The organism is Streptomyces davaonensis JCM 4913, from assembly GCF_000349325.1.
GTDB lineage: Bacteria > Actinomycetota > Actinomycetes > Streptomycetales > Streptomycetaceae > Streptomyces > Streptomyces davaonensis.
The window spans coordinates 3,346,972-3,370,760 of sequence record NC_020504.1 but is presented as its reverse complement, the minus strand read 5'-3'; the positions used below and the strand labels follow the sequence as shown (position 1 = coordinate 3,370,760).

At 70.2% G+C, this 23,789-nt stretch carries 17 protein-coding genes; 9 read left to right on the top strand and 8 right to left on the bottom strand.

The genetic code is table 11. The annotated features are described in order from the left end of the window. Positions 1-211 precede the first annotated feature (211 nt). Positions 212-1,414, bottom strand: a complete 1,203-nt coding sequence (locus tag BN159_RS14455) for a S8 family peptidase (protein ID WP_015657721.1) — start codon at positions 1,412-1,414, stop codon at positions 212-214. A 339-nt stretch (positions 1,415-1,753) separates the two neighbouring features. Here BN159_RS14455 and glgP point away from each other — a divergent pair, with 339 nt between their 5' ends. Further along, the gene (gene glgP, locus BN159_RS14450; protein ID WP_015657720.1) at positions 1,754-4,372 is read left to right on the top strand and encodes an alpha-glucan family phosphorylase; all 2,619 of its coding nucleotides are present in this window, start codon (positions 1,754-1,756) and stop codon (positions 4,370-4,372) included. Between the two features lie 18 nt (positions 4,373-4,390). Here glgP and BN159_RS14445 read toward each other — a convergent pair whose 3' ends face one another. The 6 genes from BN159_RS14445 to glgX all read right to left on the bottom strand — a co-directional run bounded on the left by BN159_RS14445 (position 4,391) and on the right by glgX (position 15,098). After that, on the bottom strand, positions 4,391-4,897 hold the full coding sequence (locus BN159_RS14445; RefSeq protein WP_015657719.1) for a DUF1990 domain-containing protein: 507 nt from the start codon (positions 4,895-4,897) through the stop codon (positions 4,391-4,393). Positions 4,898-4,966: 69 nt separating this feature from the next. Continuing rightward, positions 4,967-6,613: a M4 family metallopeptidase gene (locus BN159_RS14440; RefSeq protein WP_015657718.1), complete on the bottom strand. Its 1,647-nt coding sequence runs from the start codon at positions 6,611-6,613 to the stop codon at positions 4,967-4,969. Positions 6,614-6,818: 205 nt separating this feature from the next. Further along, a complete protein-coding gene (locus BN159_RS14435) occupies positions 6,819-8,870 on the bottom strand; it encodes a M4 family metallopeptidase (RefSeq protein WP_015657717.1) in 2,052 nt (683 codons plus the stop codon). Positions 8,871-9,151: 281 nt separating this feature from the next. Next, positions 9,152-10,999 (bottom strand): ABC transporter ATP-binding protein, encoded by a 1,848-nt coding sequence (locus BN159_RS14430; protein WP_015657716.1) that lies wholly within the window; start codon positions 10,997-10,999, stop codon positions 9,152-9,154. Beyond that, positions 10,996-12,777 carry an ABC transporter ATP-binding protein gene (locus BN159_RS14425; protein WP_015657715.1) on the bottom strand — a complete coding sequence of 594 codons (1,782 nt, stop codon included), beginning with the start codon at positions 12,775-12,777 and terminating at the stop codon, positions 10,996-10,998. Before BN159_RS14425 ends, BN159_RS14430 begins: the two co-directional genes overlap by 4 nt. A 77-nt stretch (positions 12,778-12,854) precedes the next feature. Next, entirely contained in the window at positions 12,855-15,098 is a 2,244-nt protein-coding gene (gene glgX / locus BN159_RS14420; protein ID WP_015657714.1) for a glycogen debranching protein GlgX, read from the bottom strand. A 152-nt stretch (positions 15,099-15,250) separates the two neighbouring features. Between glgX and BN159_RS14415 the strand changes: the two genes are divergently transcribed. The 7 genes from BN159_RS14415 to BN159_RS14385 all read left to right on the top strand — a co-directional run bounded on the left by BN159_RS14415 (position 15,251) and on the right by BN159_RS14385 (position 22,184). Beyond that, positions 15,251-16,495: a L,D-transpeptidase gene (locus tag BN159_RS14415; RefSeq protein ID WP_041819288.1), complete on the top strand. Its 1,245-nt coding sequence runs from the start codon at positions 15,251-15,253 to the stop codon at positions 16,493-16,495. A 143-nt stretch (positions 16,496-16,638) separates the two neighbouring features. Further along, entirely contained in the window at positions 16,639-17,868 is a 1,230-nt protein-coding gene (locus BN159_RS14410) for a L,D-transpeptidase (protein WP_041819285.1), read from the top strand. A gap of 59 nt (positions 17,869-17,927) precedes the next feature. Then, a complete protein-coding gene (locus BN159_RS14405) occupies positions 17,928-18,695 on the top strand; it encodes an enoyl-CoA hydratase/isomerase family protein (protein WP_015657711.1) in 768 nt (255 codons plus the stop codon). A gap of 309 nt (positions 18,696-19,004) precedes the next feature. Continuing rightward, positions 19,005-19,508 carry an ATP-binding protein gene (locus tag BN159_RS14400; protein ID WP_015657710.1) on the top strand — a complete coding sequence of 168 codons (504 nt, stop codon included), beginning with the start codon at positions 19,005-19,007 and terminating at the stop codon, positions 19,506-19,508. A gap of 71 nt (positions 19,509-19,579) precedes the next feature. After that, the gene (locus tag BN159_RS14395) at positions 19,580-20,311 is read left to right on the top strand and encodes a polysaccharide deacetylase family protein (protein ID WP_015657709.1); all 732 of its coding nucleotides are present in this window, start codon (positions 19,580-19,582) and stop codon (positions 20,309-20,311) included. Beyond that, complete coding sequence (locus BN159_RS14390) at positions 20,311-21,489, top strand: YncE family protein (protein WP_015657708.1); 1,179 nt, start codon at positions 20,311-20,313, stop codon at positions 21,487-21,489. The genes BN159_RS14395 and BN159_RS14390 overlap by 1 nt, the downstream gene beginning before the upstream one ends. Before the next feature lie 89 nt (positions 21,490-21,578). Next, entirely contained in the window at positions 21,579-22,184 is a 606-nt protein-coding gene (locus tag BN159_RS14385; protein WP_015657707.1) for an ADP-ribosyltransferase, read from the top strand. Here BN159_RS14385 and BN159_RS14380 read toward each other — a convergent pair. Then, positions 22,138-22,824, bottom strand: a complete 687-nt coding sequence (locus BN159_RS14380; RefSeq protein ID WP_015657706.1) for a GNAT family N-acetyltransferase — start codon at positions 22,822-22,824, stop codon at positions 22,138-22,140. The two genes, BN159_RS14385 and BN159_RS14380, sit on opposite strands and share 47 nt — an antisense overlap. A gap of 47 nt (positions 22,825-22,871) precedes the next feature. Between BN159_RS14380 and BN159_RS14375 the strand changes: the two genes are divergently transcribed. Next, positions 22,872-23,783 (top strand): helix-turn-helix domain-containing protein, encoded by a 912-nt coding sequence (locus BN159_RS14375; RefSeq protein ID WP_015657705.1) that lies wholly within the window; start codon positions 22,872-22,874, stop codon positions 23,781-23,783. Positions 23,784-23,789 lie beyond the last annotated feature (6 nt).

Sequence of the window (23,789 nt, the reverse complement as noted above, 5' to 3'; positions counted from 1 at the left end):
GTGGGCGGATGGCTGTGGGGAGGTGGGTCCTGCGGGGTACTGCTGTGGCGTGCCTGTGGGGCGTACCGGAGGAGCCTTCCCACCCTATTCGGGTGGGCAATCCGGCACTTTGTTAACTACTCACGCGTATGTCGGCACACAAGACCGGCCCCGTCCGGCTGGGACGGGGCCGATCCTTCCGCGTCGTTCTCAACGGGCCGCGAACAGACCGCTACGAGCCCGGTACCTGGAGCAGTTTGTTCGGTGAGCCGAGCCCCCGCCCGGAGACCTTTCCGCTCGCCGCATCCGCCCGCAGCGCCTTGGCCACCGTCGCGGGCGTGGCCTTGCGATGGTCGGCGAGATAGAGCGCGGCCGCCCCCGCCGCGTGCGGCGCCGCCATCGACGTACCGGAGTACGTGGCCTTGGCGCTGTCGCTCGCGGACGACGTCGAGGTGATCGCGACGCCCGGGGCGAACAGGTCAAGGGCCGAGCCGTAGTTCGAGAAGCTCGCCCGGGCGTCCCCGCGGTCGGTCGCGCCGACCGTGATGGCGGGGCCCACACTGGCCGGGGAGTACAGGGCCGCCGGGAGACCGTCGTTGCCCGCGGCGACCGTGTAGGTGACGCCGGAGGCGATGGAGTTGCGTACGGCGGCGTTCAGCTGGGCGTTGTAGCCGCCGCCCAGGCTGAGGTTGGCGACCGCCGGTTTGCGGGCGTTCCTGGTCACCCAGTCGATGCCCGCGATGGCCTGGGCGGTGGTCCCGGCGCCGGCGTTGTCGAGGACCCGCACGGAGACCACCTTCGCCCGTTTGGCGACGCCGTGCTTCGACCCGGCGACCGTGCCCGCGACATGGGTGCCGTGGCCGTTGCCGTCGCCCGCCGACTTGTCGTTGCCCACGAAGTCCCAGCCGTGTCTCGCCCGGCCGCCGAAGTCCTTGTGCGAGATCCGGATACCGGTGTCGATCACATACACCGTCACCCCGGCGCCCGCGGACTCCGGCCAGGTGTACCTCTGGTCGAGCGGCAGGTTCCGCTGATCGACACGGTCGAGTCCCCAGGACGGAGGATTCTTCTGGGTGTGTTCCAGGGTCACCCTGGTGTCCTGGACGACCGAGGCGACCCGGGGGTCCGCCGCGAGCCGCTTGGCCTGTCTCTCGTTCGCGGTGATCGCGTAGCCGTTGAGAACCGTGCCGTAGGTGTGGCTGATTTTCGCCCCGAACGTCTCGACCAGTCCTTGACCGGCCGCCGACTTGGCCTGTGTTCCCCCTTTGAGTGTCACCAGGTAGCTTCCGCTGACGGTGCCGGGCTGACCGGCGCCGAGTATCCGCCCCTCCGGTGCGGCGTGCGCGGGCGGGCTGGTGGCCGAAAGTGCCGCGGCACAGGTCACCGCGGTCAGCCCCCCTGCCCAGCGCAGACGCCTGGTGCGCGTCCGTGCCATGGTCCGAGTCCCCTCCTCGACTCGGCGTCCGGCCACCGCTGACCGCCGGGTGCACCCGGCGCGGGCCGGAACGCCATCAGCAGCCTCTCGTGGGGGGTGAAGTCACCACAAGGACGCCTACGGGGGCGGAATCGGCCATATCGCCGATGGCGGATCCATGAAGGTTGCGGCGCTTTTCGGCCGGAGTGTGCGGGTCGTCCGGATGGAGTCGGGCTCCAGCTTCACTGGAGACGCGGGAAAAGGCGCCGTGGTTACGGAGCGCTCGCACCGATACCGTGCAGATGATGACAGGACGCACACTGCCGTGCGTCCTCTTCCGCACGCACGCCGAGGTGGAATGTGAAGGCGATCCGTCGATTCACCGTCCGTCCCGTTCTCCCCGAACCCCTCCGGCCGCTCAGCGATCTGGCGCGCAATCTGCGCTGGTCCTGGCATGCGGAGACCCGCGATCTGTTCCAGTCCGTGGATCCCGAGCGCTGGGCCTCCTGCGACGGTGACCCGATAAGGCTGTTGGGCAGTGTGTCTCCCGACCGGCTGGCCGAACTGGCCGAGGACCGCCGCTTCCTGCGCCGGCTGACCGCGGCCGCCGACGATCTGGCCGACTATGTCTCCGGGGACCGCTGGTACCAGTCCCAGTCCGCCGAGCTCCCGGCGGCCGTCGCCTATTTCTCCCCCGAGTTCGGCATCACCGCCGCTCTTCCGCAGTACTCCGGCGGCCTGGGCATCCTGGCCGGCGATCACCTGAAGGCGGCCAGCGATCTAGGGGTGCCGCTGATCGGGGTGGGGCTGCTGTACCGGCACGGCTACTTCCGGCAGACCCTTTCGAGGGACGGCTGGCAGCAGGAGCACTACCCGGTGCTCGACCCCAACGAGCTGCCGGTGGGCCTGCTCAGGGAGGCCGACTCCACGCCGACGCAGGTCTCCCTCGCGCTGCCCGGCGGCCGCTCGCTGCACGCCAGGGTCTGGCTGGCCCAGGTGGGCAGGGTCCCGCTGCTGCTCCTCGACTCCGACGTGGAGGAGAACGACCTCGGCGAGCGCGGGGTGACGGACCGGCTCTACGGCGGCGGCAGCGAGCACCGGCTGCTCCAGGAGATGCTCCTCGGCATAGGAGGGGTGCGGGCGGTCCGGACGTACTGCCGACTGACCGGACACGCCGAACCCGAGGTCTTCCACACCAACGAGGGGCACGCGGGCTTCCTCGGCCTGGAGCGGATCGCCGAACTCGTCGACCAGGGTCTTGACTTCGACGCCGGTCTGGAGGCGGTGCGGGCGGGCACCGTCTTCACCACCCACACCCCGGTCCCGGCCGGGATCGACCGCTTCGACCGTGAGCTGGTCGCCCGCCACTTCGGCACCGACGCCGAACTCCCGCGCATCGACGTCGAGCGCGTCCTCCAGCTCGGCATGGAGACCTACCCGGGAGGCGAACCGAACCTCTTCAACATGGCGGTGATGGGCCTGCGCCTGGGCCAGCGCGCCAACGGGGTCTCGCTGCTGCACGGCAACGTCAGCCGGGAGATGTTCTCCGGGCTCTGGCCGGGCTTCGACGCCGACGAGGTGCCGATCACCTCGGTCACCAACGGCGTGCACGCCCCGACCTGGGTGGCCCCCGAGGTGTTCCGGCTCGGCGCGCGGCAGATCGGTGCCCAGCGCACCGAGGACGCGCTCACCGTCGGCGGCTCGGACCGCTGGGACGCGGTGGCGGACATCCCCGACCAGGACATCTTCGAGCTGCGCCGGGTGCTGCGCGAGCAGTTGGTGGTGGAGGTGCGCGAGCGGCTGCGGGCGTCCTGGCGGCAGCGCGGGGCGGGCAGCGCGGAGCTGGGCTGGATCGACGGGGTGCTGGATCCCGACGTCCTGACCATTGGCTTCGCCCGCCGGGTGCCGTCGTACAAGCGGCTGACGCTGATGCTGCGGGACCGGGACCGGCTGCTGGATCTGCTGCTGCACCCGGAGCGGCCGGTGCAGATCGTGGTGGCGGGCAAGGCGCATCCGGCGGACGACGGCGGCAAGCGGCTCATCCAGGACCTGGTGCGCTTCGCCGACGACCCGCGGGTCCGCCACCGCATCGTCTTCCTGCCCGATTACGGCATGGCGATGGCGCAGAAGCTCTACCCGGGCTGCGACATCTGGCTGAACAATCCGCTGAGGCCGCTGGAGGCGTGCGGCACCAGTGGGATGAAGGCGGCCCTCAACGGCTGTCTCAACCTCTCCGTCCTGGACGGCTGGTGGGACGAATGGTTCCAGCCCGACTTCGGCTGGGCGATCCCGACCGCGGACGGCTCGCAGACGGACCCGGACCGGCGCGACGACATCGAGGCGGCTGCGCTGTACGACCTGCTGGAGCAGCGGGTCACCCCGCGGTTCTACGAGCGCGGCCAGGGCGGACTGCCGGACCGCTGGATCGAGATGGTCCGCCAGACCCTCACCCTGCTCGGCCCGAAGGTGCTGGCCGGGCGGATGGTCCGGGAGTACGTCGAGCGCCTGTACACCCCGGCCGCGCTGGCCCACCGCTCGATGGACGCGGACTCGGCGCAGGAACTGGCGGCCTGGAAGGCGCGGGTGCGTGCGGCCTGGCACGGCGTCAGCGTCGACCATGTGGAGACCTCGGTGGCCGCGACCACCGCCGAGCTGGGCACGACCCTGAGCCTGAGGGTCCGGGTCGGCCTCGGCGAACTGGCGCCGGACGACGTGGAGGTGCAGGCGGTCTCCGGCCGGGTGGACGGCGAGGACCGCATCACCGACGCGGCGACGGTCCCGCTGAAGCCGACGTCCGGCCCCGACCTGGACGGGCGCTGGGTCTACGAGGGCCCGCTCTCCCTGGACCGCACCGGGCCCTACGGCTACACGGTACGGATCCTTCCGGCGCACCGGCTGCTGGCGTCCGGCGCGGAACTGGGCCTGGTCACCGCACCCTCGCAGGACGCGGTGGAGGGCGCCGGAGTGCTCATGCGCTGAGGCCTTGAAGCGGGGGCGTCACTCGGTGTCGCCCCCGCACAGCCTGCGCAGCACCACCCCGCACCGCCGGGCGTACGCCTGTTGAAGGCCGCGCGTCGCGGGGCCGCCCGCACGGGCGTACCACTTCGCGCCCCGGCTGAAGGCGTGCACCGTCAGCCAGACGGTCCCGTCCCCGGTGCGGTCCACGACGAAGGACTCCTCGCCGCACTCGGGATGGCCGTCCAGCGTGCCGTACGCCCAGCCCGCGCGGCGGTGTTCCTCCACCGTCCACACCACCCGGCAGGGCGCCTTGATGACCCCGGCCAGGGTGACCGTGACGTCCACGCCGGGTGCCGCCCGCTCCGCGGAGGCGTCGATGCCGACGCCCATCGCCCGGTGCATGTCCCAGGTCAGTAGGGCCTCGGCGGAGCGGCTGAAGACCTCGGTGCCCTCTCCGATGCGGGTGCGCACATGCAGCGGGTGGAAACCGGGCGGGCAGAAGTCGTGCTCCCGGGTACGGCCGACGTCGTCGTAGCTGAAGGACATGGGGCCCTAGCGTAGGGCGGCACCCGGGACCGTTGTCGGTCCGGGTGCCGCCTGTCGACGCGGGGTGCGTCAGCTGACGTTGACCGCGGTCCAGGCCGCGGCGACCGCCTTGTACTCGGTGCTGGTGGAGCCGTACAGGGCCGAGGCCGCGCTCAGCGTCGCGGTGCGGGCGCCCTTGTAGTTGGTGGTCGAGGTCATGTACTCGGTCAGCGCCTTGTACCAGATCTTGACCGCCTTGTCCCGGCCGATGCCGGTGAGCGTGGAGCTGTTGTACGTCGGCGAGTTGTAGCTGACGCCGTTGATCGTCTTCGCGCCGCTGCCCTCCGACAGCAGGAAGAAGAAGTGGTTGGCGGGACCGGACGAGTAGTGCACGTCCAGGTTCGCCAGCGACGACGACCAGTAGTTGGCGGACGAGCCGTCCTTGCTCGGCTGGTCCATGTGACGCAGCGGCGTGCCGTCGCCGTTGATGTCGATCTTCTCGCCGATGAGGTAGTCGCCGGTGTCCTTGGAGTTGGCCGCGTAGAACTCCACGGCCGTGCCGAAGATGTCCGAGGTCGCCTCGTTCAGACCGCCCGACTCACCGGAGTAGTTGAGCCCCGCGGTGTTGGAGGTGACGCCGTGGGTCATCTCGTGGCCGGCCACGTCCAGGGACGTCAGCGGCTTCACGTTGCCCTCGCCGTCGCCGTACGTCATGCAGAAGCAGCTGTCCGACCAGAAGGCGTTGACGTAGGCGTTGCCGTAGTGGACCCGGGAGTAGGCGGCGACGCCGTTGTTCTTGATGCCGTTGCGGCCGAGGACGTTCTTGTAGAAGTCCCAGGTGACCTGGGCGCCGTAGTGGGCGTCCACGGCGGCGGTCTGGGAGGTGGAGGAGCTGGAGGCCGCCCCGGTGCCCCAGGTGTCGTCCGCGTCGGTGAACAGGGTGCCCGCCGAGGAGGAGGTGGAGCGCGCCTTGTTGTACGTCTTGTGGGTGCCGCGCGAGGTGTCGCTGAGTTGGTAGGTCGAGCCGGACAGCGAGGTGCCGATGGTCACCGTGCCGCTGTACTGGCTGTTGCCCGTACCGGTCTGGATCGCCTCCCACTCGTACAGCTTCTCGCCGGTCTGCGCGTCGGTGACGACGTGCAGCTCCTGCGGGGTGCCGTCGTGCTGGAAGCCGCCGACGACCGTCTCGTAGGCGAGCTTCGGGGTGCCGCTCGCGGCCCAGACGACCTTGCGCGGGGCCTTGTCGGCCGCGGACTTGGTGGAGCCCTCGGCCTTGGCGGCCTTCACGGCCTGCTTCTCGGCGGCGGCCTTGGTGACGTCCGCGGTGAGGTCGGCGACCTTGACGGCGGCCTTGGCGGCCTTGGTGACGCCCGTGGTCCTGCCGGACGCCGTCTCGTGCACGATCAGGTCGCCGCCGAGGACGGGGAGTCCGGCGTAGGTGCGCTCGTAGCGGGTGTGGGTCGAGCCGTCGGCATCCTTGACGACGTCCTTGACGACGAGCTTCTCCTGCGCGCCGAGGCCTATCTCGTCCGCCGTGGTGGGGGCTTCGGCGGCCGCCTGCTCCACCAGGGCGGTGCGGGCGGCGGCGGTGAGCTGGACCGGGGTGGCGCCGGCGGCCGGGTCGGTCTTGGCGGCGGCACCAGTGCTGGTGAGGCCGGTGGTCAGGAGGGCTCCGGCCGCGATCGCGGTGGCGATGGCCAGGGTGGTGCGCTTGTGACGCGCGTAGCGGGGGGTCACACAAGCTCCTTATGTGGGGGAGGGCTGGGAAGTTGTGCGGCGGGTGAGGAGAGAGTGACATCAGAGGCGCGTACATGTCAGGACCCCTAAATGATGTTGGCTGAAAGTCAACTGTCTGGTTAACGTTTCAGGAATGTAAATACGGGCGCCGTCCCGGGGAGTTGAACCACCGGGACGGCGCCCTGTTCACAGGGGAGCGGGACGTTTACGGGAACGTCAGCTTCCAGCTGTTGATGTAGCCGGTGTCGATCGCCGCGTTGTCCTGGACCCGCAGCTGCCAGGTGCCGTTGGCGACCTCGGAGGAGGCGTTCACCGTGTACGTGGTGTTGATGTTGTCCGAACTGCCGCCGGTGCCGTAGCCCTTCAGCGTGTAGACCGTGCCGTCGGGAGCGACCAGATCCACCTTGAGGTCACCGATGTAGGTGTGGACGATGTCCACGCCGACCTGGAGGTTGGACGGCGCGTTGCCGGTCCGGCCGGTGACGGCGATCGACGAGGTGACCGCCGCGCCGACGTCCGGGATGGACACGTCGGTGGTGTTCTCGAAGGTGGTACCGCCACCTCCGCCGTCACCGGGACGCGAACCCACCGCGACGCCCGCCCAGGCGTGCTGCACGGCCGCGTACTCGGGGCTGGTCGTGCCGTAGAGCTCACCGGCCGCCGCGAGGGTGCCGGTGCGGGCGCCCGCGTAATTGGTGTTGGACGTGAACTTCGTGGTCAGCGCCCGGAACCAGATCTTCTCGGCCTTGGCCCGGCCGATGCCGGTGACCGGAAGGCCGTCCGAGGTGGGCGAGTTGTAGGTGACACCGTTGATGGTCTTGGTGCCGCTGCCCTCGCTCAGCAGGTAGAAGAAGTGGTTGGCGGGGCCCGACGAGTAGTGCACGTCGATCGAGCCGATGCCCGAGTACCAGCTGTCCTTGGACGCGCCGTCCTTGCTCGGCTTGTCCATGTAACGCAGCGGCGTGCCGTCGCCGTTGATGTCGATCTCCTCGCCGATGAGGTAGTCACCGACGTCGGAGGCGTTGTTGGCGTAGAACTCGACGGTCGAGCCGAAGATGTCGGAGGTGGCCTCGTTCAGACCGCCGGACTCGCCGCTGTAGACCAGGCCCGCGGTGTTGGAGGTGACGCCGTGCGTCATCTCGTGACCGGCCACGTCGATGGACGTCAGCGGATGGGTGTTGCCGGAGCCGTCGCCGTACGTCATGCAGAAGCAGCTGTCGGACCAGAACGCGTTGACGTAGTTGTTGCCGTAGTGGACCCGGGAGTAGGCGCCGACGCCGTCGCCCCGGATACCGCTGCGGCCGTGCACGTTCTTGTAGTAGTCCCAGGTCAGCGCGGCACCGTAGTGCGCGTCCGCGCCCGCCGTCTCCAGGTTGGACGGACTGCCGTTGCCCCACACGTCGTCGGAGCCCGAGAAGAGGGTGCCGGTGCCGGAGGTGCCGCGGTTGAGGTTGTACGTCTTGTGGTTGCCGCGCGCGCCGTCGGTCAGGTTGTACGTCGACCCCGACTGCGTGGTGCCCAGCGTCACCGTGCCGCTGTACATCGTGTTGCCGGTACCGGTCTCGATGGCCTGGTACTCGTACAGCTTGGCGCCGGTCGCGGCGTCCGTGATGACGTGCAGCTCGTTCGGGGTGCCGTCCTCCTGGAGGCCGCCGACGACGGTCTCGTAGGCGAGGGTCGGCTTGCCGTTCGCGGCCCAGATCACCTTGTGCGGCGCCTTGTTGACGTCCGGGCTCTTGGCGTCCTCGGCCTTCGCCGCGGCCAGCGCCTGCTTCTCCGCCTTGGCGGCGGGTACGGCGGCGGTGGTGGTGGCCGGCTTGATGGCGGCGCGGGTCGCCTTCACGACGTCCTTGGTGGCGCCGGACTTCGTGGTCTCGACGACCAGGTCGCCGCCGAGGACGGGCAGACCGTCGTAGGTTCGCTCGTAGCGGGTGTGGACCGTGCCGTTGCCGTCCTTGACGACATCGCGGACGACCAGCTTCTCCTTGGCGCCGAGGCCGAGTTCCTTGGCGGTTTCCGCCTTGCCGGCGTTCGCCGTGCGGATCAGCTCGGCGCGCTGGGCGGGGGTGAGCTTGACCGATTCGGCGCCCGGGACGACCTTGCCGGCGGCCGAGGGGGCCTGCTCCGGGGCTGCGGTCGCGGCGCCCGACTGGACGGCCGCGGCGATCAGCGCGGAGACACCGACGAGGGCGACAGCGGCGGCCCGACGGGTGGTGGATCTGTGGGAGGTGCGTCGGTCTGAGGAACTGCTTCTCAAAACTGACTCCTTCTGCGCGGCCGCGGATCGCGCGGCCAGGGGAGACCGTCCGGCGGGTGGGCCGGCCGGGCAGAACGGGGTAGTGCGCAGAACCACGTGCGGGAGCGTCGGCCGTCCACAGCGGGGCGAACTATGGGGTTGCTGTGAAGCGGCCGTGGGAAGAGTGGCAGGAGATCGCTGGTTCTGTCAGGGGCGCGTCAGAAACTTGGCCGGAAATCGTTCGTTGTCCGGGAGTTCATGTTCGTTATACGGACGCTTCAGGCCAAGTGGCCCGAGCCCTCTCAAGCCAGGCTGTCCCGCCAAGCCCGGTGCAGATCCGCGAACCGTCCCGTCCCCGCGACGAGTTCGGCGGGCGAGCCGTCCTCCACGATCCGCCCCCGCTCCATGACCAGCACCCGGTCCGCGATCTCCACGGTCGACAGCCGGTGCGCGATCACCACCGCCGTACGCCCGTGCAGCACCGTCGCCATCGCCCGCTGCACCGCCCGCTCCCCGGGGATGTCCAGCGAGCTGGTCGCCTCGTCGAGGATCAGCACCGCCGGATCGGCCAGCAACGCCCGTGCGAACGCCACGAGTTGGCGCTGACCGGCGGAGATGCGGCCGCCCCGCTTGCGGACGTCCGTGTCGTAGCCGTCGGGCAGGGTGCTGATGAACTCATGGGCGCCGATCGCCTTCGCGGCCCGCTCGATCTCCTCGCGCGTGGCGTCCGGCCGCCCGATGGCGATGTTCTCGGCGACCGTGCCGGAGAACAGGAACGCCTCCTGGGTCACCATCACCACTCCGCGCCGCAGTTCGGGCACGGACAGCTCGCGCAGATCGACCCCGTCCAGCAGGACCCGGCCGTCGGAGGGGTCGTAGAACCGGGCCAGCAGCTTCGCCAGCGTCGACTTGCCTGCGCCGGTCGAGCCGACCACCGCGACCGTCTGCCCGGCCGGGAGGGCGAGGTCGAAGGTGGGCAGCACCTCACCGCCGGTGCGATAGGCGAACCGCACCTTGTCGAAGACGACCTCGCGGCCCGGATGCTCGGACTCAAGTGCCGGGAGCTGCCTGGGCGTTGACGGCTCGGGCACGGACGGCGTCTGCGCCAGCAGGCCCGCGATCTTCTCCAGGGAGGCCGCCGCCGACTGGTAGGAGTTCAGGAACATGCCGAGCCGGTCGATCGGGTCGTAGAGCCGCCGCAGATACAGCACCGCCGCCGCCAGCACCCCGAGCGCCAGGGTGTCGCCCGCGACCCGGTGGGCGCCCCACAGCACGATCAGCGCGACGGACGTGTTGGCCACCACCCGGGAGCCGACCACATAGCGGGCCATCTCCAGCAGCGCGTCACCGTTGGCGCGCTCAAGGCGCTTGTTCAGTACGGCGAACTCGGCGTCGTTGACGGCCTCGCGACGGAACGCGCGCACCGGCCGGATGCCGTTCATCGTCTCCACGAACTTCACGATCACCGTGGCGATGGCCGTCGACCGCAGCCGGTACACCCGCCCGGCCCGCCGCCGGTAGCCCCGCACCAGCAGATACAGCGGCACGAAGGAGGCCACCGCGACCGCGCCGAGCCCGAGGTCGAGCCAGAGCAGCATCGCGGAGATGTAGACGAACGACAGGATGACCGTCACGAGTTCCTGGAGCCCCTCGCTGAGCAGCTCCCGCAGCGACTCCACGTCCGCGGTGGAGCGGGAGATCAGCCGGCCGCTGGTGTATCGCTCATGGAAGTCCACGCTCAGCGCCTGCGCGTGCCGGAAGATCCGGCCGCGCAGATCCAGCAGCACATCCTGGTTGACGCGGGCGGCGGTGATGACGAACGCGTACTGGAGGGCGCCGGAGACGGCCGCGCAGAGCAGATAGCCGACGGCCACCGCGATCAGCGGGCCGTGGTCGTCGCGCCGGAACGCGGGTACGGCCTCGTCGATGGCGTACGCCACCAGCAGCGGGCCCCCCTGCACGGCCGCCTGCTGGACGAGCAGCAGCAGCGTGGTCAGGGCGACGCGCGCCTTCATCGGGGCGAGCAGCGAACGCAGCAGCGCGCCGGTGGCGCCCGGGGGAGTGGGCAGCACGTCCCGGTCGAAGGGGTCGCCGGACTCCTCGGGCGCCGGGGCCGCCTTGGCCGGTGCCGTGGTCGTGGGCGCCGTCATCGCTGGTCCTCCTCGTCAGCTCCCGACATCAGATGCGCGTACTCGGCGCTGGAGCGCAGCAGTTCGTGATGGGTGCCGACCGCCGTGATCCGCCCCTCGGCGAGCAGCGCGACCCGGTCGGCGAGCAGCACGGTGGACGGGCGGTGCGCCACGATCAGCGCGGTGGTCTCCGCGAGCACCTCCCGCAACGCGGCCTCCACCGCGGCCTCGGTGTGCACATCGAGCGCGGACAGCGGATCGTCCAGCACGAGAAACCGCGGCCGCCCTACGACAGCTCTGGCGAGCGCCAGTCGCTGCCGCTGCCCACCGGAGAGGCTGAGCCCCTGCTCGCCGACCTGGGTGTCGGTGCCGTCGGGCAGGGCATGCGCGAAGTCGGCCTGAGCGACGGAGAGCGCGCGTTCGAGTTCGATGGCTCCGGCGCTGTCATCGGCCCCCATGAGCACGTTCTCCCCGACGGAGGCGGAGAACAACGTCGGCTCCTCGAAGGCGACGGCCACCATGGCCCGCAGCTCCTCCCGCGACATCGCCATGATGTCCTCCCCGTCGAGCGTGATTCGCCCGGACGTGACCTCATGCAGCCGGGGAACGAGCGCGGTGAGCGTGGTCTTACCGGACCCGGTGGCCCCGACCAGGGCCATGGACTCGCCGGGGCGGATATGGAGATCGATGCCTTGAAGGACGGGCGGGGAGTCGGGAGGTGCGTCGGGGTAGCGGAAGGAGACAGCGTGGAAGTGAAGTCCGTCGGACTTGGTCACCGGTCCGGCCTGCCTGCCAGGTCCCGCTGACTCCACGTCCTCGTCCATCACCTCGAAGTACCGCTCCGTAGCGGTCGCCGCCTCCTGGCTCATCGCCAGCAGAAACCCGATCGACTCAACAGGCCACCGAAGCGCAAGTGCCGTGGACAGAAAGGCGACCAGCGTCCCCGCCGACAGCGCCCCGTCCGCGACCTGCACGCACCCCACCACCAGCGCCGCCCCGACCGCCACCTCGGGCAGCGTCACGATGACCGCCCAGATGACCGCCAGCAGCCGGGCCTTCCGCAGCTCCGTCCCCCGCAGCGTCCACGACAGCTCCCGGAACGCCCGCGCCTGACTGCGATGCCGCCCGAACCCCTTGATGATCCGGATGCCGAGCACACTCTCCTCGACCACCGTCGTCAGATCCCCGACCTGGTCCTGCGCCCGCCGCGCCACCTCGGCGTACCGCTTCTCGAAGACCACGCACATCACGATCACCGGCACCGCGGGCCCGAGGATCACCAGCCCCAACGTCCAGTCCTGAAGCAGCATGATGATCACGCCGACCAGGATGGTCACGCCGTTGACCAGCAGGAAGGTCAGCGGAAAGGCGAGGAACATGCGCACCAGCATCAGATCGGTGGTCGCCCGGGACAGCAACTGCCCCGAGGCCCACCGGTCGTGGAAGGCGACCGGAAGCCGTTGCAGATGCCGGTAAAGAGCCGCCCGCATCTCCGCCTCGACATGCGACAGCGGCCGCGCCACCAGCCACCGCCGCAGCCCGAACAGCACCGCCTCACCGAGCCCGAGCAGCAGCAGGACCAGCGCCCCGAGCCACACCCCGGCCGAGTCCCGGTCGGCGACCGGGCCGTCCACCATCCACTTCAGCACGAGTGGGATCACCAGCCCCACACAGGAGGCGAGGATCGCCACGAACGCGGCGGTGAACAACCGCGCCCGCACGGGCCGGACATACGGCCACAGACGCAACAGGGTCCGGACGGCGGAGCGTTCCTCAGGGGTTTTTGGTGTTGTGGGCATCAGCAGCGAGCCTACGGTTCGCCACTGACATCGCCCACCGAGTTTCGGCTCGGCCCGCCAGGTTCGGCCCGCCGGGCTCAGCCCACCACCCGCAGCAGCAACACCGCCCGCCCCGGCACCGTGATCGCCGACCCCGCCCGATGCGTCTCGCCCGGCGCATCCCCCTGCTCCTCCCGGGAGGTGTCGACGACCACCTCGTACTCCTCCGCCCACGGCGGCGCCGGCAGGACGAAGCTCACCGGGCGGTCCCCGGCGTGCAGCACGGCCAGAAAGCTGTCGTCGACGATCGGCGCGCCCCGCTCGTCCCGGCCGGGGATGTCCCGCCCGGACAGATACATGCCGAGGGTGGCGGCGGGCGCGTACCAGTCCTGTTCCGTCATCTCCGTGCCCCGCGCCGTGAACCAGGCCAGGTCCCGCAGCCCGTCCGCCGAGTGCGCCCGCCCGGAGAAGAAGGCCCGCCGGCGCAGCACCGGATGCCGGTGGCGCAGCTCGATCAGCCGCGAGGTCAGCTCGAACAGCGCCTTCCAGCCGGGGTCCTCCAACAGCTCCCAGTCCAGCCAGCTGATCTCGTTGTCCTGGCAGTAGGCGTTGTTGTTGCCGCGCTGCGTGCGCCCCAGCTCATCGCCCGCGACCAGCATCGGCACCCCCGTCGACAGCAGCAGCGTCGTCAGCAGGTTCCGCAACTGGCGGCGCCGGAGCGCCCGTACCCGCTCCTCGTCCGACTCCCCTTCCGCGCCGCAGTTCCAGGCCCGGTTGTCGTCCGTGCCGTCGCGGTTGCCCTCGCCGTTGGCCTCGTTGTGCTTGCGCTCGTAGGACACGAGGTCGCGCAGGGTGAAACCGTCGTGCGCCGTCACGAAGTTGACCGAGGCGTACGGCCGCCGCCCGCCCCATGCGTACAGATCGCTCGACCCCGACAGCCGGTAGCCGAGATCCCGTACGTCCGGCAGCGCGCCCCGCCAGAAGTCGCGGACGGCGTTGCGGTAGCGGTCGTTCCACTCCGTCCACAGCGGGGGAAAGGCGCCGACCTGATAGCCGCCCGAGCCCACGTCCCACGGTTCGGCGATCAGCTTCACCCGGCTCAGCAGCGGATCCTGGGCGATCACCGCGAGGAACGGCGAGAGCATGTCGACGTCGTGCATCGAGCGGGCCAGCGCGGCGGCGAGGTCGAAGCGGAAGCCGTCGACGCCCATCTCCGTCACCCAGTAGCGCAGCGAGTCGGTGATCAGCCGCAGCACCTGGGGCTGGACCACATGGAGGGTGTTGCCGCAGCCCGTGTAGTCGGCGTACCGGCGCGCGTCCGACTGGAGCCGGTAGTAGCCCCGGTTGTCGATGCCCTTGAGCGACAGCGTCGGGCCCAGCTCGCCCGCCTCCGCCGTGTGGTTGTAGACCACGTCGAGGATGACCTCGATGCCCGCCTCGTGCAGCGCCCGCACCATCCGCTTGAACTCGCCGACCTGCTGGCCCCGCGTCCCGGAGGCCGCGTACCCGGCGTGCGGGGCGAAGTAGCCGATGGAGTTGTAGCCCCAGTAGTTCTTCAGGCCCCGGCGCAGCAGATGGTCCTCGTGCGCGAACTGATGGACCGGCAGCAGCTCCACCGCCGTCACGCCCAGCTTGACCAGGTGCTCGATCGCCGCGGGGTGCGCCAGCCCGGCGTACGTCCCGCGCAGTTCCTCGGGGATGCCCGGATGCAGCTTGGTGAACCCCCGGACGTGCACCTCGTAGATGACCGAGTCCGCCCACGGCGTCTTCGGCCGCCGGTCGTCCGTCCAGTCGTCGTCATCGTGCACCACGACGCCCTTCGGGACGTACGGCGCCGAGTCCCGGTCGTCCCGGACGGTGTCCGCGACCTGTTGCTGCGGCCAGTCCCGGACATGGCCGTACACCTCCGGCGGCAGCCCGAAGTCGCCGTCCACCGCGCGGGCGTAGGGGTCGAGGAGCAGCTTCGCCGGGTTCCAGCGGGCGCCGGTCCAGGGGTCCCAGCGGCCGTGCACCCGGTAGCCGTAGCGCTGGCCCGGCAGCACCCCGGGCACGAAGCCGTGCCAGATCTCGTGCGTCAGCTCGGTCAGTTTGGCCCGGGTCTCCTTGCCCGACTCGTCGAACAGGCACAGTTCCACCGCCTCGGCGCCGCCCGCCCACAGCGCGAAGTTGGTGCCGGCCACCCCGTCCGGGCCGACCCGGAAACGGGACCCCAGCGGCGTCGGCGCACCCGGCCACACGGGCATGCCGGGCGTCCGGCGCGGGGTTCCGTTCAGTACGGCACCCGGACCTTCGGCGGCACGCTCCTGAGCCACCGCCTGACGCTCGGCTGCGCTGCTGGTCACCTTGGGCCTCCCACGGCTCTTGGGACGAGGTGGAATCGGGCATGCCAAGACCCCGGCAGCGGCTCCCCGTCGCGTCGTCCTCCCCACTGTTCTGCCCAGCGCTTGGCTCGCACTCACGTTTCCCCGGAGCGTGCCCCGTCGTTGGGCACCTCGTGAGGCATGCACAAGGGCGCGCGCGGCGCGCGGGGGCCGCGCTGGCCGCCGTACTGACATGGGCAGGACTGCTGGCCGGGGCCGCCGGCTGTACTTCGGACACCACCGGTGGGGTCGGTCTCGGCGGACTAGGCAAACCTCGGTCACCACAGGAGGTCATCAGGGTCACACCGGACGACGGCAGCAAGGGCGTGGACCCGGAGGAAGCGCTGCTGGTACGGGTGAACAGCGGGCGGCTGGAATCGGTGAAGGTCGTCAGCTCCCAGGACGCGCAGGAGACCCCGGTTCCCGGGCAGATCTCCGCCGACGGGCTGCGCTGGGAGCCCGATGACCGACAACTGGCGCTGGCCGCCCGCTACACCGTCGACGTGGTGGCCCTGGACGGCCACGGCCGCCGCTCCGCCCGGCACACCACCTTCACCACCTACGTCCCCGAGGAACGCTTCATCGGATACGTCACCCCCGAGAACCGATCCACCGTCGGCACCGGAATGATCGTCTCCCTGGAGTTCAACCGGGAGATCGCCAACCGCGCGGCCGTGGAACGCGCCGTGCACGTCACCGCCCGCCCGGCCGTCGAGATCCGCCCGCACTGGTTCGGCAAGGGCCGCCTCGACTTCCGCCCCGAGACGTACTGGAAGCCCGGCACCCAGGTCACCGTCTCCCTCAAACTCCGTGACGTGGAAGGCGCGCCCGGGGTCTACGGCCTTCAGTACAAGACGTTCTCCTTCACCGTCGGCCGCCATCAGGTCTCCACCGTCGACGCGGCCGCGCACACCATGGAGGTGCGGCGCGAGGGCGAGCTGCTCGCCACCGTGCCGATCACGGCGGGCGCCCCGAAGACAACCACCTACAACGGCAGGATGGTCGTCACCGAGATGCTCGAAGTGACCCGGATGAACGGCGCGACGGTCGGCTTCACCGACGACGACGGCAGGGGCGAGTACGACATCCCGGATGTGCCGCACGCCATGCGGCTCACCGAGTCCGGCACCTTCCTGCACGGCAACTACTGGGCGCCGGACGCCTTCGGGAACACCAATGTCAGCCACGGCTGCGTGGGACTCAGGGACGTCAAGGGCGGCAGCTCGGACACCCCCGCGGGCTGGTTCTTCGACCGCAGCCTGATCGGGGACGTGGTCGAGGTCGTCCACAGCAAGGACAAGAAGGTGGCTCCCGACAACGGCCTCGGCGGGTGGAACATGGACTGGAAGGCGTGGCAGGCCGGGAGCGCGGTGAAGTAACGGGACGTCGGCGCCGAACTCGGTACGGAACGGTGACAATTGCGGGGCGCCGAGCCGGATGACCTTGAGGTTAATATGCGCCGAGCGCGTGCTGACGCGCGGGGGAGGGGGCCTGGCCAGGCCCGTCGAGGGGAGAGAAAGTCTTGAACGTGCGACCGATATCGGGGGCGTCGGTTGGGGGGCGTGGAAGGCTCGCCGCAGTGCTCGCGGGGGGCCTTCTGCTGACCGTCACCGCGTGCGGCGGGGGCTCCGACTCGGGCTCCGGCGACGGCAAGGGCAAGGGCAAGGACTCCGGCGCGGCCGACAGCAAGCCGTCGCAGGCCGTGGTCTCCATAGCCCCCAAGGACGGCGCCAAGTCCGTCGACACCAGCGGCGCCCTCAAGGTCAGCGCGAGCAAGGGCAAACTGTCCGAGGTCGTCGTCAAGGACGGCAAGGGCAAGGCGATATCCGGGAAGATCACCGACGGGGGCGCGAGCTGGACCCCGTCCACGCATCTGTCGGCGGCCACCAAGTACACCGTGCACGCGGTCGCCAAGGACTCCGAGGGCCGCGAGGCCGCCGAGGACTCCAGCTTCACCACGCTGACGCCGCAGTCCACCTTCACCGGCTCCTTCACTCCGGAGGACGGTTCGAAGGTCGGCGTCGGAATGCCGTTCTCGCTCCGCTTCGACCGGGGCATCACCAACCCGGACGAGGTCCGGAACGCCGTCACCATCAAGACCGAGCCGGCCGTGGACGTCAAGGGCCACTGGTTCGGCAACGACCGCCTCGACTTCCGCCCCGAGAAGTACTGGAAGGAAGGCACCAAGGTCACCGTCGACCTCAACCTCGACGGCGTCGAGGGCCGGGACGGCGTCTACGGCGAGCAGAAGAAGACCGTCACCTTCACCATCGGCCGTGAGCAGGTCTCCGTCGTCGACGTGAAGACCAAGCACATGAAGGTCATGCAGGACGGCAAGGTCGTCAAGACCCTCCCGGTCACCACCGGCAAGCCCGGGTACGACACCTGGAACGGCCAGATGGTCATCACCGAGAAGTTCGTCCAGACCCGGATGAACGGCGACACGGTCGGCTACGACGGCGAGTACGACATCGACGACGTCCCGCACGCGATGCGCCTGAGCCAGTCCGGCACCTTCATCCACGGCAACTACTGGGGCGGCGACGCCTTCGGCAACTACAACGCCAGCCACGGCTGCGTCGGCCTGCGCGACGTCAAGGGCGCCTGGGACGGCTCCACCCCGGCCGCCTGGTTCTTCAAGCACTCCATGATCGGCGACGTGGTGGTCGTGAAGAACTCCGACGACCAGACCATCGCCCCGGACAACGGCCTCAACGGCTGGAACATGTCCTGGGAGGAGTGGACGAAGTAGCGCGGGTCACGAGGGCCGCGCCTTCTGCCCCGCGGTTAGTCGGCGTTAACCTGCGGGGCATGACCGTGAATCTCGAAGTCGCCGACGGTGTGGGCACGCTCCGCCTGGACCGCCCCCCGATGAACGCGCTGGACATCGCCACCCAGGACCGCCTCAAGGAACTCGCCGAGGAGGCGGCCCGGCGCGACGACGTGCGCGCCGTGGTGATCTACGGCGGCGAGAAGGTGTTCGCGGCGGGCGCGGACATCAAGGAGATGCAGGCCATGGACCACACGGCCATGGTCCTGCGGGCCCGCGCCCTCCAGGACTCCTTCACCGCCGTGGCCCGGATTCCCAAGCCGGTGGTCGCGGCGGTGACCGGGTACGCCCTCGGCGGCGGCTGCGAGCTCGCCCTGTGCGCGGACTTCCGGATCGCCGGGGAGAACGCCAAGCTGGGCCAGCCGGAGATCCTGCTGGGCCTGATCCCGGGCGCGGGCGGCACCCAGCGGCTGTCCCGGCTGATCGGCCCCTCCAAGGCCAAGGACCTCATCTTCACCGGCCGGATGGTCAAGGCGGACGAGGCGTTGACGCTCGGTCTGGTGGACCGCGTGGTCCCCGCCGAGGAGGTCTACACGGCCGCGCACGCCTGGGCGGCCAAGCTGGCGCAGGGCCCGGCGATCGCGCTGCGCGCCGCCAAGGAGTCCATCGACACGGGCCTGGAGACGGACATCGACACCGGTCTCGCGGTGGAACGCAACTGGTTCGCGGGCCTGTTCGCGACGCCCGACCGGGAGACGGGCATGCGCAGCTTCGTGGAGGAGGGCCCGGGCAAGGCGAAGTTCCTCTGAACCACCGATCCTTGACCCCCTCGGGGTCCCCCTTCTTCTTCCCCGGAACCCCTTGCAATTGACGCGGTGTCTGATCCGGGTCCCTCGATGGGACGGTTTATGGGAGCCTTAAGGCAGCCTTAAGCCTGACTTGTCGAGGGGGCCGGGCGCTTGCCGTCAACAGGGCCTCCGCCGCAGGTCGGACGGGCCGCGGCGGGCTCCGAACTGCCGCCGGCATATGCCAATCCGTGCTCGCGGAATGATGGATTCCGGGGGGCGTATTCCAGCGGAACGGCCCCGCGGCGTGCTCTGGGCGGCCATGATGGGGGCATGGCGGGGCTGGAGGGTATCGAACAGCCGCGGGGACACAGCCGTGCGACCGCGGCGCGCTGGTCGCCGGCGGTGGAGGACGAACACGCCTTGAAGGCGCTGGAGTTGTTCGGCAATCCCACGGAGGCGGAAGTTCCGCTCCCTTCCCGTCCCGAATCCGCGGCCACGGCCCGTCGCCTGGCCCAGGTAGTAGTACTCCGCCACTGGGGCCTGACGCCCAAAATGACGGAAGACGCCGTCTTACTTGTCTCGGAACTGGTAGGCAACGCCGTCCGCCACACCGGCGCCCGGGTCTTCGGCCTCCGTATGCGCCGCCGCCGCGGCTGGATCCGTATCGAGGTCCGGGACCCCTCCAGGGGCCTGCCCTGTCTGATGCCGGTCCAGGAGATGGACATCAGCGGCCGGGGCCTGTTCCTCGTCGACAAGCTGGCCGACCGCTGGGGAGTGGACCTGCTCCCCCGGGGCAAGACCACCTGGTTCGAGATGCGCGTCGCGGACCGCTGACCGGACCCGCCCTCACCGCCAAGGGGAGTAATCGTGAGGAATCGGGCGTAACCCCCCTTTAAATAGGGCGCGTGATCAAGACCGACCGCCGGACGGTGCTCCGTGCCGCCGCCGCCCTGGTCGCCGCAACGGCCTGCACTCCCACCCGCGCCGTCGGCCACCCCGCCACGCCCGAGCCCTCGCGCCCCCACCGCATCCCGGGCCGCCCGACCCACCTCACCCACGGGCCCGGCAACACGAGCCGAGTGGCCCTCACCTTCCACGGCGACGGCGACCCCGCGACCGCCGAGGCGATCCTCGACGCGGCCGACGAACACGGCGCCCGTCTCACCGTGCTGGCCGTGGGCACCTGGCTGGACGCCAACCCCGCCCTCGCCCGCCGCATCCTCGACGCCGGCCACGACCTCGGCAACCACACCCAGCACCACCTCGACATCAACGCCCTGCCCGAGGCGGAGGCGCGAGCCGAGATCGCCGACTGCGCGCGGCGCCTGAAGCGCCTCACCGGAACCGTCGGCCCCTGGTTCCGCCCCTCCCGCGCCGCACGGGCCTCCCCGCTCGTCGCCCGCCTGGCCGAGGATGCCGGATACCCCCACGTCCTCTCCTACGACGTCGACCCCCTCGACTTCACGGGCCGCGGCCCCACCGCCCTCGCCGACACCCTCACCACCGACATCCGCCCCGGATCGATCGTGAGCCTGCACTTCGGCTACGAGGACACGGTCGCCGCCCTCCCCGCCGTACTCGAAGACCTCCACCGCCGCGGACTGACCGCCGTCACCACCACGGAGCTGTTCAGTTGATGCAACACAACATCGTGAAGGCCACCCTGCTCGCGGGCGCGGCCCTCGCCGCGCTCGCCGCCTGCGGCACCGAGACCAGGGAGAAGGAGTCCCGCGCCACCAAGGCCGCGGCCGTCCCCGCCCCGCCGAAGAAGAAGCAGCCGGTGCAGGGACTGCCCGGCATGCCCCCGGTGCTGGACCCGAAGGACGTGTACGCCGCCGACCGGCCAGGCAAGCTTTCCCCGGTGGTCAAGGACTTCCCGAGCCGCGTCTACGTCCCCAACACCGAGTCCGACACGGTCTCGGTCATCGATCCCAAGACGTTCGAGATCATCGACACGATCCCGGTGGGCCGCCAGCCCCAGCACGTCGTGCCGTCCTGGGACATGAAGACCCTGTGGGTCAACAACAACCGCGGCCACACCCTCACCCCCATCGACCCCAGGACCGGCAAGGCGGGCAAGGAGGTGGAGGTGCACGACCCGTACAACCTCTACTTCACCCCCAACGGCAAGTACGCCGTCGTGATGGCCTCCCTCGACCGCGAACTCGTCTTCCGCGACCCGCACACCATGAAGCGGGTCAAGACCGAGCCGGTCACCTGCTACGGCGTCAACCACGCCGACTTCTCGCTGGACGGCAAGTACTTCATCGTCTCCTGCGAGTTCAGCGGGGAGCTGCTCAAGGTCGACACCGAGAGGATGGAGGTCGTCGGACAGCAGAAGCTGCCCTTCGACGGCGCCATGCCGCAGGACGTCAAGATCTCCCCGGACGGCAAGAAGTTCTACATCGCCGACATGATGGCCGACGGCATGTGGGTCCTGGACGGCGACAAGTTCGACAAGCCGAAGCTGCTGCCCACCGGCAAGGGCTGCCACGGTCTGTACGTCAGCCGCGACTCCCGCGAGATGTACGTCTCCAACCGAGGCGAGGGCAGCGTCTCCGTCTTCGACTTCACCCAGGACAAGCTCACCAAGAAGTGGCAGCTCCCCGACGGCGGCAGCCCCGACATGGGCGGCGTCTCGGCGGACGGCAAGGTCCTGTGGCTGTCGGGCCGTTACGACGCCGAGGTGTACGCCATCGACACCCGAACCGGCGCCCAGCTGGCCCGGATCCCGGTCGGCAGCGGCCCGCACGGGCTGGCGGTGTACCCGCAGCCGGGCCGTTACTCGCTGGGCCACACCGGCATCTTCCGCTGACGTCTGATGACGGATGACTGACGACTGACACGCCGCCGTACGGGTGAAGATCCCCAACGCGTCGCCGCAGAACCGGAATTGTGCTCTCCATGATCACAACTCCGCTGCGGCGGCGCGCCGCTGCCGTCGTCCTGTCCCTGGCCGCCGTCCTCGCCACGACGGCGGCCACGGCTCCCGCGCAATCCCCGTTGAAGGCACCCGCCCCGGCCGACTGTCCCGTCCAGTACGAGGACCCGGTCAAGGCCGCCGCCGACCGCCGCGTCGACGTCGGCCGGATCACCCCCGAGCCGGCCTGGCGCAAGACCTGCGGCACCCTCTACCGCGCCGACGGCCGCGGCCCCTCGATCGTCTTCGAGGAGGGCTTCAAGCCCAAGGACGTGGTGAACGGACAGTACGACGTGGAGAGTTACGTCCTGGTCAACCAGCCCTCCCCGTACGTCTCCACGACGTACGACCACGACCTGTACAAGAAGTGGTGGAAGTCCGGCTGGAACTACTACATCGACGCCCCCGGCGGCATCGACGTCAACAAGACCATCGGTGACACGCACAAGTGGGCCGACCAGGTCGAGGTGGCCTTCCCCGGAGGCATCGACCGGAAGTACATCATCGGCGTGTGCCCGGTGAACAAGTCCACCAAGGTCGAGATCATGAGCGGCTGCGAGAGCAACCCGCACTACGAGGCCTGGCACTGAGCAGCAGCTCGGAGCCCACGGGCCGGTAACCGGCCGCCTGGAACGCCCGCAGACTGCGGGCGTTCCCCGCCGAGATCTGCGCCCACACGGGCTCACCATCGCTCAACTGCCGTGCGGCACCGGCCAGTTCACGCCCCAGCCCGCGGTGTCGTACGTCCTCGGCGACCTCGACCGCGGCTTCCAGCCGCCCCGCGACCCCGCGCCCGAGGACCAGCACACCGCCCTCCGCGGCCCACACGCGCACATCGTCCCGTCGCCTGCGCGAGGACACGACGCGGGGATGTCCGGGGTCGTCGATCTCCGTCAGCCCCACAGCGGGCCGCCCCACGAGGGGAGCGGCGATCGTCATCACGTCGATCGTGTCCGTGCCGCGCCCGGTCCGTTCCATGAGAGCGGTCAGGAACCGGGGGTTCATCGTGGCGGCCAGCGCGTCGCAGTCCAGCGCGCGGAGGGTGTCGTACACCCTCCCCCAGAGGGGGGACCCCCACGGATCCTCATCGGTGGCGATCACGGAGTGCGCGGTGAAGGCGAACACCCCGGCGTCCCTGGGGGAGGGCTGAGGCACGACGGTCGTACGGCCGTCCGGGGGCGGGAAGGTTCCGCCGGCCGCCGCGTCGAGAATGTCCCGCAAGGTCTCCACCCGCGCTCCTTGAGTCTCCACCCACTGGAAGGTCCAGACTCCCAGACATGATCGACGACGGCACCGGACTCCTCACCATCGGCGAACTGGCCAGGGCCACCGGGCTGACCGTGCGCACCATCCGCTACTGGTCCGACGAGGGCGTCCTGCACCCCGTGACCCGCTCCAGCGGCGGCTACCGGCTCTACGACGCCGAGTCCGCCGCCCGCCTGGAACTGATCCGCACCCTGCGGGACATGGGCCTTGGCCTGGACGACGTACGCCAGGTGCTGGCGGGGGAGCGGACGGTCGCCGAGGTCGCCGCGGCGCATGTGACGGCGCTGGACGCCCAGATCCGCTCGCTGAAGGTGATCCGTGCGGTGCTGTCGACCGTCGCGAGACGCGGCGCGACCGCGGAGGAGATGACCCTGATGAACAAACTGGCCCGGCTGTCGGCGGCGGAGCGACAGCGCATCATGGAGGAGTTCGTGGCGGAGGCGCTGCACGGGCTCGACACGGTCGACCCGGACATCCGGGAGCGGATGCGGCGCACCGCCGTCCGGCTCGCCGACGATCCGACGCCCGAGGAGGTCGACGCCTGGGTGGAGCTGGCCGAGATGCTCCAGGACCCCGAGTTCCGGGCGCAGATGCGGCGGGCGGTGGAGTTCAACGCCGCGGACCGCACACCGGACGCCCCGCGCGGGCAGTCCGTCTGGTTCGCCAAGCGTCTGGTGGAACTGGTCGCCCCGGCCAGGGAGCGCGGCACAGCGCCCGAGGCGCCCGAGGCCGAGGAGGTGCTGCGGGAACTGTTCGGCGACGCGGACCGGACCGCGGTACTCGAACGGATGACGGTCGGCTTCAACGACCGGGTGGCCCGCTATCGCGAACTCCTTGCCGTCGTCAACCGGCAGCCCGCGCCCCCGCACGCGGAGGACTTCGCCTGGGTGGTCGCCGCGCTGCGCGCTCGGGCGGCCGGATAACCTGAC

Bases quoted from the DNA above. Each gene is read 5' to 3' on its own strand.
- BN159_RS14455 (WP_015657721.1), bottom strand. From the start codon at position 1,414: ATGGCACGGACGCGCACCAGGCGTCTGCGCTGGGCAGGGGGGCTGACC.
- BN159_RS14445 (WP_015657719.1), bottom strand. From the start codon at position 4,897: ATGTCCTTCAGCTACGACGACGTCGGCCGTACCCGGGAGCACGACTTC.
- BN159_RS14430 (WP_015657716.1), bottom strand. From the start codon at position 10,999: ATGACGGCGCCCACGACCACGGCACCGGCCAAGGCGGCCCCGGCGCCC.
- BN159_RS14425 (WP_015657715.1), bottom strand. From the start codon at position 12,777: ATGCCCACAACACCAAAAACCCCTGAGGAACGCTCCGCCGTCCGGACC.
- BN159_RS14405 (WP_015657711.1), top strand. From the start codon at position 17,928: ATGACCGTGAATCTCGAAGTCGCCGACGGTGTGGGCACGCTCCGCCTG.
- BN159_RS14400 (WP_015657710.1), top strand. From the start codon at position 19,005: ATGGCGGGGCTGGAGGGTATCGAACAGCCGCGGGGACACAGCCGTGCG.
- BN159_RS14390 (WP_015657708.1), top strand. From the start codon at position 20,311: ATGCAACACAACATCGTGAAGGCCACCCTGCTCGCGGGCGCGGCCCTC.
- BN159_RS14385 (WP_015657707.1), top strand. From the start codon at position 21,579: ATGATCACAACTCCGCTGCGGCGGCGCGCCGCTGCCGTCGTCCTGTCC.
- BN159_RS14375 (WP_015657705.1), top strand. From the start codon at position 22,872: ATGATCGACGACGGCACCGGACTCCTCACCATCGGCGAACTGGCCAGG.